The 11129-nt window shown below is 73.6% G+C and carries 1 protein-coding gene and 1 pseudogene; both read right to left on the bottom strand.

All coding sequences use genetic code 11. The features are described 5' to 3' along the window. A pseudogene (locus Ade02nite_RS48490) lies at nucleotides 1-6966 on the bottom strand (type I polyketide synthase); the annotation flags it as partial. A 48-nt stretch (nucleotides 6967-7014) separates the two neighbouring features. Next, the coding region (locus tag Ade02nite_RS48485; protein WP_203778233.1) for a type I polyketide synthase at nucleotides 7015-11129 on the bottom strand (4115 nt) is incomplete at its 5' end.

Here is an 11129-nt window from a genome sequence, read left to right as displayed (position 1 = left end):
TCCCGGCAGCAACACGGGATGTGCCGACACCTCAACGAATCGGCGCAGTCCATCGCTGGCCGCCGAGCGCACCGCCGCCTCGAAGCGGACCTCGGCCCGCAGGTTGGTGTACCAGTAGCCGGCATCCAGCCCAGCCGGGTCGACGAGTTCCCCGGTGACGGTGGAGTACCAGGGCACATCGGCGGCGCGGAACTTCACGTCCCCCAACCGATCCTTGAGCACCCCCTCGACGGCCTCGACCTGCTCGGAGTGCGACGCGTAATCCACGTCGATCCACCGGGTACGGGCCCGGCCCCAATCCACCGACTCCAGGGCACTGCGGGAGCCTGAAACCACGCACAAGCCCGGACCGTTGACCGCAGCCACCCCGACACCGGGCACGGAAGCCACCAACGCCCGGACCTCGTCGGCGGGCAACGCCACCGACAACATCCCGCCGCGACCGGACAACGTCTCGGCGATCACTCCGGCACGAACCGCCACCACCCGGGCGCCGTCCTCCAGTGACAGCGCGCCCGCGACGACGGCGGCGGCCACCTCACCCTGCGAATGACCGATCACCGCCGCCGGCCGCACACCGAAGGACTGCCACACCCGAGCCAGCGAGACCATGACCGCCCACATCAACGGCTGCACGCTCCGCACGTCCCCGTCCGACGGCTCCAGCACGGAACGACTCGTCCACCGCCGCAACGCCTGATCACACTCGGCCATCGCCTCGGCGAACACCGGCGACTCCGCCAGCAGTTGGCGGGCCATGCCCTCCCACTGCCAGCCCTGCCCGGCGAACACCCACACCACACCGCCCGGAGTCGCCGGCGCCTGCGCGGTCACCACGTCGTCCAGCGATCCGCCCACCGCGACCGCCCGATACGGCAACAACGCTCGCCGCGCGAGACCAGCCGCCACCGCATGCGGTGAGATCTCCGGCCGTCGCTCGACGAACGACGCCAACCGCTCGATCTGGTCCTGCAACGCCTCCGCCGATCGCGCCGACACCAGCCACACCGCGGGGCCATCGGGCGCGGCGGCCGGCTCCGGCTCGGCCTCGGGCGCCTGCTCCACGATCACATGCGCATTCGTCCCACTGACACCGAACGACGACACCCCGGCCCGGCGTGGCCGGCCCGACTCGGGCCACTCGCTGGCCTTCGCCGCGAGCTCCACCGCGCCGGCCGTCCAGTCCACCTGCGGCGTCGGCTCATCGATGTGCAACGACCGCGGCACCACTCCGTGCCGCATCGCCAACACCATCTTGATTACGCCGGCGACGCCGCCCGCGGCCTGCGTGTGCCCCAGATTCGACTTCACCGACCCCAGCAGCAGCGGCCGCTCCCGGTCCTGCCCATAGGTGGCCAGGACGGCCTGCGCCTCGATCGGGTCGCCCAGCCGGGTGCCCGTGCCGTGCGCCTCCACCACGTCCACGTCGGCTGCGGACAGGCCGGCCGTGCGCAGCGCCTCCCGGATGACCTTCTGCTGCGCCGGTCCGCTCGGTGCGGCGAGGCCGTTGGACGCGCCGTCCTGGTTGAGAGCGCTGCCGCGCACCACCGCGAGCACCCGGTGCCCCGCACGGCGCGCGTCGGACAACCGCTCCAGCAGCAGCAGGCCGACGCCTTCGGACCATCCGGTGCCGTCCGCCGTGGCCGCGAAGGACTTGCACCGGCCGTCCGCGGCCAGCCCTCGCTGCCGGGAGAACTCCACGAAGGCGCGCGGGCTGAACATCGCGGTGACGCCGCCGGTGACGGCCATCCGGCAGTCGCCGGAGCGCAGCGCCTGCACGGCCAGGTGCAGGGCGACCAGCGAGGACGAGCACGCCGTGTCGACGGTCACGGCGGGGCCCTCGAAGCCGTACGTGTAGGCGACGCGGCCCGAGACGACGCTGGCCGCGTTGCCGATCAGCAGGTGACCCTCGACCTCTTCCGGGATGGTCCGCAGGCCGATCGTGTAGTCCTGCCCGTTGTTGCCGACGAAGACGCCGGTGGGGCTGCCACGCAGCGTGTCGGGGTCGATGCCGGCGTGCTCGAGCACCTCCCAGCAGGTCTCCAGGAGGAGCCGCTGCTGCGGGTCCATGGCCAGGGCCTCGCGCGGCGAGATGCCGAAGAAGCCGGCGTCGAAGTCGGCCGCGCCGTCGAGGAAGCCGCCCTCCCGCAGGTACGTGGTGCCGGGGTGCTCCGGGTCCGGGTGGTACAGGGCGTCGAGGTCCCAGCCGCGGTCGGTGGGGAACGGCGAGATCACGTCGCCTTCGTCGATCAACACCTGCCACAGTTCCTCGGCGGATCGGATGCCGCCGGGGAACCGGCAGGCCATCCCGACGATGACGACCGGGTCATCGTCGGCCGCGACGGTGGGCTCGGCGCCGTCCGCCGCCGCCACGGTCGCGCCGAAGAGCTGGGCCTGAAGGTGATCGGCCATCCCGGCCGGGGTGGGGTGGTCGAAGACCACCGTCGTCGGCAGGGTGAGGCCGGTGGCCCGGCACAGCCGGTTGCGCAGCTCGACCGCCGTGAGCGAGTCGAAGCCCTGCTCCTTGAAGGCGCGCCGGACGTCCAGCCGGTCCGCCGACTCGTGCCCGAGGACCGTCGCGGTGTGGCCGAGCACCAGGTCGAGCAGGGCCTGCCGCCGCTGAGCCGGGTCGAGGCCGCGCAGTCCCGCGGCCGTGCGGGTGGCCTCGGTGTCGCCCGGTGCGGGGCCGGCCGTGCGGCTCTCGGCGATGGCGTCGAACAGCGACGTCCGGCGGGCCACCGCGAACGTCGCGGCGAAACGCTCCCAGTCGATGTCGGCGACCGTCGTGGTGGTCCGGTCCGCGCCCAGCACCGCGCCGAGCGCCGCCGTCGCCCGGTCGACCGGCATGGTTCGCAGGCCCCAGTCGCTGAGCTGTTCGCGGGCGGCGCCCTCGGCCATGCCAGGGCCGTCCCAGGCGCCCCAGGCGATCGCGGTGGCGGTGCGCCCGGATCCGCGCCGCCAGGAGGCGAAGGCGTCGAGGTAGGCGTTCGCGGCGGCGTATCCGCCCTGATTGCTGCTGCCCCACACGCCGGCGCCGGAGGAGAACAGGACGAACGCGGTCAGCGGGTGGTCGCGGGTGAGCTCGTCGAGATGCCGGGCGCCGTCGACCTTTGCCGCGAGCAGCCGCCCGAGGGTGTCCGGGCCGGTCTCGGCGAGGGATCCGGTGTCGCCGACGCCGGCGGCGTGGAAGACCGCCGTCAGCGGGACGTCCGGGTCGAGCCCGGCGATCACCCGGGCCACCTGGTCCCGGTCGGCGACGTCGCAGGCCGCCACGGTGACCGTCGCGCCGAGCGCGGTCAGCTCGGCCGCCAGCTCGGTGGCGCCGGGGGTGGCCGCGCCGCGGCGCCCGGTCAGCACAAGGGTGCGGGCGCCCTCCCTCGCCAGCCATCGGGCGACGTTGGCGCCGACCCCGCCGAGGCCGCCGGTCACCAGCACGGCCCCGTCCGGCCGCCACGAGGCGGAATCGGTGATCGGGCTGCGGACGAGGCGGCGGGTGAGGACGCCGCCGGCTCGGACGGCGATCTGGTCGTCGCCGGTGAGGCCGCCGGCGAGGACGTCCGTCAGGCGGGCTGCGGCGTTCGCGTCCGGTGTGCCGGGCAGGTCGATCAGGCCGCCCCAGGAGCGGGGCGCCTCCAGGGCAGCAACCCGGCCCAGGCCCCACAGCATCGCCTGGGCGGGCCGGGTGACGTGCTCGGTGTCCCCGGCGGCCACGGCGCCGCAGGTGACCGTCCACAGTGGCACGCTGGTCGGCGCGGCGCGAAGGGCTCGCAGCAGGTCGAGGGTCGCCGCGAGCCCGCGGGGAACGACGGCCGCGGCGGGGTGGGGCGACTCGTCCAGGCCGAGCAGGGAGAGCACGCCGTCGAAGCCCTGCTCCCCGATCGGATCGGCGGCCGAGGCGAGCGTCACCACCTCGGCGCCGGCCCGGGTCAGGGCGGCGGACACGACCGGCGTCCAGCCGTGCCGGTCGTCGCCGGGCGCGATCAGCAGCCACCGGCCGCCGAGCCGCCCGGACGGCACGGACCTCGGCACCCAGGTCACGTCGTACATCCACTGGCCGGCGCCGGCGCGGTCACGCTGCCGGCGCCGCCACGAGCTCAGCGCGGGCAGCAGCGCGGCGAGCGTGCCCTGCTGGTCGGCGCCGACGCCCAGATCGGTCGCCAGGCGGTCGACGTCGCCGGCCTCGACCGCGGACCAGAACTCGCCGTCCGGCCGGCCGGCGGCCTCCGCCGGCGCAGCCTGGTCGGGCTCCAGCCAGAACCGCTCGCGCTGGAACGGATATGTCGGCAGCGCGACCCGCCGTGCGCCCGACCCCTCGAACAGCGTCTCCGGGGCCACGGGCACCCCGCACACGTACGCCTCGGCCAGCGAGAGCAGGAAACGGTCCGCTCCGCCGGAGTCGCGCCGCAGCGAGTGCAGGGTCCGGACGTCGGCGCCGGCCTCCTCGGCGGTCTCCTGGACCGGGGTGGACAGAACCGGATGGCCGCTGATCTCGAGGAACGCGTCGTACCCGTCGGCGAGCAGCGACCGCACCGCGCCGATCAGGTCGACCGGCTCCCGGGCGTTGCGGAACCAGTACTCCGGGCCCAGCTCGGCGGTGTCCAGCGGGCCGCCGGTCACGGTGGAGTGGAACGGCACCTCGCCGGTGCGGGCGGAGACCCCGTCGAGCAGTCCGACGAGCCGGTCGTGCAGGGGATCCACCTGCTCGCAATGCGACGCGACGGTGGCCGGCACCACCCGCGCCTGCCAGCCCGCGGCCTCCCGGTCGGCGACGAACGCCGTCAGGGTCTCCACGTTTCCCGCAACTGTGGTGGACCGCGGCCCGTTGACGCCCGCGACGGTCAGCCCCGGCCAGTCGGCCAGCGTCTCCGTCACCTGCTCGACGGTGGCCGCGACGGACGCGACCGCGCCGTTGCCGACCAGCGCCTCGGCGAACAGCTTGCTGCGCTCGGCGATGATCCGGGCGGCGTCCTCGAGGCTGAGCGCGCCGGCGACGTACGCCGCCGCCACCTCGCCCTGGCTGGAGCCGACCACCGCCGCCGGCCGTACGCCGTGCGAGCGCCACATCGCGGCGAGGCCGACCATGACCGCGAACAGCGCCGGCTGCACGACGTCGATGCGGTCGTAGCCGGGAGCGCCGGCCTCGCCGGTGAGGACCTCGCGCAGCGACCAGTCGACGTGCGGCGCCAGCGCGGCCTCGCACTCGGCGACGGCGCGGGCGAAGGCCGGCGAGGTGCGCAGGAGCTCGGCGCCCATGCCCGCCCACTGGGCGCCCTGGCCGGGGAAGACGAAGACGACCTTGCGGTCTCCCTCACTGTCGCCGGTGACGACCTGCGGCGCCGGCTCCTGCCGGATCAGCGACTCCAGGCCGCGCACGAGGTCCTCACGGGATCGCCCGCAGACGACGGCCCGGCGTTCCAGCGCCGCCCGCGTGGTGACCAGCGAGTAGGCCAGGTCGGTGAGGTCGGCGTCCGGCCGGTCGCGCAGCAGGTCGAGCAACCGGCCCGCCTGCGCCCGCAACGCCGCGCCGCTGCGCGCGGAGAGCACCCACGGCAGCGGTCCGTCCACGCCCCTGCCCGGCTCGGGCACGTCCGTCGGGGGCGCCTGTTCGAGGACCACGTGGGCGTTGGTGCCGCTGATGCCGAACGACGACACCGCCGCGCGGCGCGGTCGCCCGGTCTCCGGCCAGCGGACCGCCTCCTTCAGCAGCGCGACCGACCCCGCGCTCCAGTCCACGTGCGGGGTCGGCTCGTCGATGTGCAGGGACTGCGGCAGCGTCCCGTGCCGCATCGCCAGCACCATCTTGATGACACCGGCGATGCCGGCGGCCGCCTGCGTGTGCGCCAGGTTCGACTTGACGGAGCCGAGCCAGAGGGGCCGGTCGGCCGGCCGGTCCTGGCCGTAGGTGGCGATGAGCGCCTGGGCCTCGATCGGGTCGCCGAGGTTGGTGCCGGTGCCGTGCGCCTCGACCGCGTCGACGTCGCCGGTGCCGAGCCGGGCGGCGGTGAGGGCGTCCCGGATGACGCGCTGCTGAGCCGGCCCGTTCGGCGCGGTGAGCCCGTTCGAGGCGCCGTCCTGGTTGACCGCCGAGCCACGGATCAGGCCGAGGATCTCGCGGCCGTTGCGCACGGCGTCGGAGAGCCGCTCGACCAGCACCAGGCCGACGCCCTCGGAGAAGCCGGCGCCGTCCGACGCCGCGGCGAACGGCTTGCACCGGCCGTCCTTCGCCAGGCCCCGCTGCCGGGAGAACTCGATGAACACGTCGGGGGTGGACATCACCGTGACGCCACCGGCCAGCGCCAGCGAGCACTCACCGGACCGCAGGGCCTGCGCCGCGAGGTGCAGGGCCACCAGCGAGGAGGAGCAGGCGGTGTCGACGGTCACCGCCGGGCCCTCCAGGCCGAGCGCGTACGCGACCCGGCCGGAGGCGACGCTGCCCGCGTTGCCGTTGCCCAGGTATCCCTCGACGTTCGCCGGCATCTCGGGCAGCCGTGCGGCGTAGTCGTGGTACATCAGGCCGGCGAAGACACCGGTGCGGGTGCCGCGCATCGAGTGCGGGTCGATGCCGGCCCGTTCGAACGCCTCCCAGGAGGTCTCCAGCAGCAGCCGCTGCTGCGGGTCCATGGCCAGCGCCTCGCGCGGCGAGATCCCGAAGAACTCCGCGTCGAAGTCCGCGGCGTCGTAGAGGAAGCCGCCCTCCCTGGCGTGGATGGTCCCGGGCCGCTCCCCCGACGGGTCGTAGAGGGAGGACACCTCCCATCCCCGGTCGGCCGGGAACACCGAGACGACGTCGCGCCCCTCGGCCAGCAGGCGCCACAGATCCTCCGGCGAGGTGACACCGCCGGGGAAGCGGCAGGCGACACCGATGATGGCGATCGGCTCGATCGCCCGGGCCTGGAGCCGCTGGAGGCGCTCGTCGGTGCTTTGCAGCTCGGCGGTGACCCGCCGCAGATATTCGCGGAGCTTCGCTTCGTTCGACATGTGTTTTCCCGTATCTGCGAGGACGGGCCGTAGCCGTCAGGAGTCGCCGAATTTGCTGTCGATGAACTGGAAGATCTCGTCGTCGCTGGCGGTCTCCAGTCGCTCGCCGATGTCCGCGCCGTCGTCCCGCCGTTGCAGGTCGCCCCACATGGCGGTCAGCGCCTTCAGCCGGACCGTGATGTCCTCACGCAGACCCGCGTCGAGCCCGTCCACGCTGCCGCCGGCCGCCGCGGCCATGGCGTTCTCCAGCTGGGCCAGCTGGTCCACGAGCGACGGTGACGCCCCGCCGCCGAACAGCTCCGATCGCAGATGCTCGGCGAGGGCGGCCGGGGTCGGATGGTCGAACACCAGGGTGGCCGGCAGCCGCAGGTCGGTCGCCGCCCTGAGCCGGTTGCGCAGCTCGATCGCGGTCAGCGAGTCGAAGCCGAGGTCCTTGAACGGGCGGCCGGCGCCGACGGTCGACGGCGACGTGTGCCCGAGCACCTGAGCGGTCTGCGCGCGGACCAGATCCAGCAGGCCGGACAGCTGGCCGTCGGCATCCCGCCCGGCCAGCCGTGCCCGCATCGCGGTGGTCCGGTCGGGCGCCTCGCCGCCCGCTGTCCGCCGGTTCGGCGGCAGCAACGCTCGCAGCAGCGGCGACGGGCCGGCCTGCGGGCGCAGATCGAGGGCGGCCGTCACGAGGGCGGGCCGGTCGGTGCGCAGGGCGGCGTCGAACAGGGCCAGGGCCTGCCGGTCGGACATCGGCAGGACGCCCTGGTACGCCTTGGTCGTGTCGAGGGCCGCGGTCATGGCGCTGCCGGTCTCCCAGAGACCCCAGGCGAGTGAGTGCGCAGGCAGGCCCTGCGCCCGCCGGCGGCGGGCCAGCGCGTCCAGATAGGCGTTCGCCGCCGCGTAGTTCGCCTGCCCGGCCGACCCGAACACCCCGGACGCCGAAGAGAACAACACGAACGCGCTCAAACCCTCGGTCAACTCGTGCAAATGTTGCGCCGCAACGGCTTTCGCCCGGAACACCGCGTCGAGCTGAGCCTCGGTCAGATTCCCCACCGTCGCGTCGTCCAACACCCCCGCGGCGTGAATCACCGCAGTCGGCCGATACTCCTCCAACAGCGCCCGCAACGCCTCCCGATCCGACACGTCACAGGCCACAACCCGCGCCTGCCGCAACCGGTCGGCCCCCGGCGCCTGCGGGCCACGCCGGGAGACCAGCACCAGATCCGTCACGCCATACACGTCCACGAGATGACGGGCCAGCAGACCGCCCAGCGTGCCGGTACCACCCGTGATCAACACCGGGCCGTCACCGAAGTCAACTTCGCCCTCACCCGGGGCGGCCCGCACCAGACGCGGCACCTCAACACGACCGTCATCGTGCACACGCAGCTGCGGCTCATCGCACACCGCCACCGCCGCCCGCGCCACCGCCGGATCGGCCGCGTCCACCAACACCAGACGATCCGGATGCTCCGTCTGCGCCGACGCCAGCAGACCCCACACCGCCGCGCGGTCCGGACGGTTCTGACTGTCCGGGATCAGGACCAGCCAGCGCTGCTCGTCGGCGGCCAACCGCTGCCGCACCCCGGCCAGGACATCGGACAGGGCGACACCGGCGCAGTCCCACACCGGCAGATCGGCCATCGCCTCGCCGATCTGGTCGGCCTCGACCCAGTCGACAGAGTAGAGGTGCCGAACCGCCTTGACGGGCAGCCGGTCCGGCAACGCCCGCAACACCAGCGACCCCACCGTGACCACCGGCGCCCCGTCCAGGTCGGTCAGAGTCAGCGACAGGGTGGTGCCGTCGACGCGCATCCGCACTCGCGCCGCTGTCGCACCCGTGGCGTGCACAGCGACGTCCTGCCAGGCGAACGGCAGCAGCGGCTCCGCCGGACCGCCGGGCTTGTCCAGCGCGGCGACGTGCAGTGCGGCGTCGAGCAGCGCCGGATGCACCCCGAAGCGATCCACCTGGGCACGGCCCGCATCGTCCAGGGCGACCTCGGCGACGAGCTCGGCACCGTCGCGCCACGCCGTCCGCACGCCCTGGAACACCGGGCCGTACTGCAGACCCACAGCGGCCAGGCCGGCGTAGAAGTCCTCCACCGGCAGCGGCTCCGCACCGGCCGGCGGCCACGCCTCGTCCGCGGGCAGAGGACCTTCCGGGGCGACATCACCCAGAGCGCCCGTCGCGTGGCAGGTCCAGGGCTCGTCCTCGCCGGTACGTGCGTAGACGCTCACCTGCCGCTCGGCGTTCACGGTCGTCTGCACCTCGACGACCCCGTCCAGCACCAGCGGCGCCTGCACCGTCAACTCGCGCAGCACCGGCGCCCCGACCAGATCACCGGCTCCGATCGCCCAATCCACAAACTGCGTCCCCGGCACCAGCACCGTCCCGTTGACCGCGTGGTCCGCCAGCCACGGCTCCCGCGCCGTGGACACCTTGGCGGTGACCACCACGCCGCCGTCGGCCAGCCGCACCACCGAACCGCCGTCGTCGGTCTGATCGAGCCAGAAACGCTGCCGCTGGAACGCGTACGTCGGCAGATCGGCAGGCGCAACCGCGGGCAGCACCGGCGTCCAGTCGACGGGAACACCGACCGTGTGCACCGTCGCCGCGGCACGCAGGATGTCGATCAAGCCGCCGCTGTCCCGTTTCAGTGTGCCGGTCACCGTGCAGTCGTCGACCGTCTCCACGATCCCGGGCAACAGCACGGGATGTGCCGACACCTCAACGAATCGGCGCAGTCCATCGCCGGCGGCCGAGCGCACGGCCGCCTCGAAGCGGACCTCGGCCCGGAGGTTGGTGTACCAGTAGCCGGCATCGAGCCCGGCCGGGTCGATCGTTTCTCCGGTCACCGTCGAATACCAAGGCACGTCGGCGGTGCGGAACTTCACGTCCCCCAGCCGATCCTTGAGCACCCCCTCGACGGCCTCGACCTGCTCGGAATGTGACGCATAGTCGACGTCCACCCAGCGGGTGCGTGCCGGGCCCCAATCCACCGACTCCAACGCGCGCCGGTCCCCGGACACCACGCACAGACTCGGACCGTTGACCGCAGCCACCCCGACACCGGGCACGGAAGCCACCAACGCCCGGACCTCATCGGCAGGCAACGCCACCGACAACATCCCGCCCCGACCAGACAACGTCTCCGCGATCACCCCAGCACGAACCGCCACCACCCGGGCACCGTCCTCCAGCGACAGCGCACCCGCGACCACAGCGGCGGCCACCTCACCTTGGGAATGACCGATCACCGCCGCCGGCCGCACACCCAGCGACTGCCACACCCGGGCGAGGGAGACCATGACCGCCCACATCAACGGCTGCACGGTCCGCACGTCCCCGTCCGACGACTCCAGCACCGAACGACCCGTCCACCGCCGCAACGCCGCATCACACTCGGCCATCGCCTCCGCGAACACCGGCGACTCCGCCAGCAGCCGGTCGGCCATGCCCGCCCACTGCCAGCCCTGCCCGGCGAACACCCACACCACACCACCCGGAGTCGCGGGCACCGCAGGCACCTGCAAATCGTCGAGTGAGCCACCGACCGCGACCGCCCTGTACGGCAGCAACGCCCGTCTGGCGAGACCAGCCGCGATCGCGTGCGCCGACACCTCCGGCCGCCGCTCGACAAAGGCGCCCAGCCGATCGATCTGACCCTGCAACGCCTCACGCGAACGCGCCGACACCAGCCACACGGCCGGCCCCTCAGGCACGACCACCGGCTCCGGCTCGGCCTCGGGCGCCTGCTCCACGATCACATGCGCATTCGTCCCACTGACACCGAACGACGACACCCCGGCCCGCCGCGGGCGGTTCGTCTCCGGCCACTCGCTCGCCTGCGCCGCGAGCTCCACCGCACCGGCCGACCAATCCACCTGCGGCGTCGGCTCATCGATGTGCAACGACCGCGGCACCACACCATGCCGCATCGCCAGCACCATCTTGATCACACCGGCGACCCCGGCGGCGGCCTGCGTGTGCCCGAGGTTGGACTTGACCGAGCCCAGCAGCACCGGATGCTCCCGGTCCTGCCCGTAGGTCGCGAGGACGGCCTGCGCCTCGATCGGGTCGCCCAGCCGCGTGCCCGTCCCGTGCGCCTCCACCACATCCACATCGGCCGGCGACAAGCCCGCCGAGGCCAGCGCCTGAC

This window comes from Paractinoplanes deccanensis (assembly GCF_016862115.1).
Lineage (GTDB): Bacteria > Actinomycetota > Actinomycetes > Mycobacteriales > Micromonosporaceae > Actinoplanes > Actinoplanes deccanensis.
This window is presented reverse-complemented; position numbering and strand designations above follow the sequence as displayed.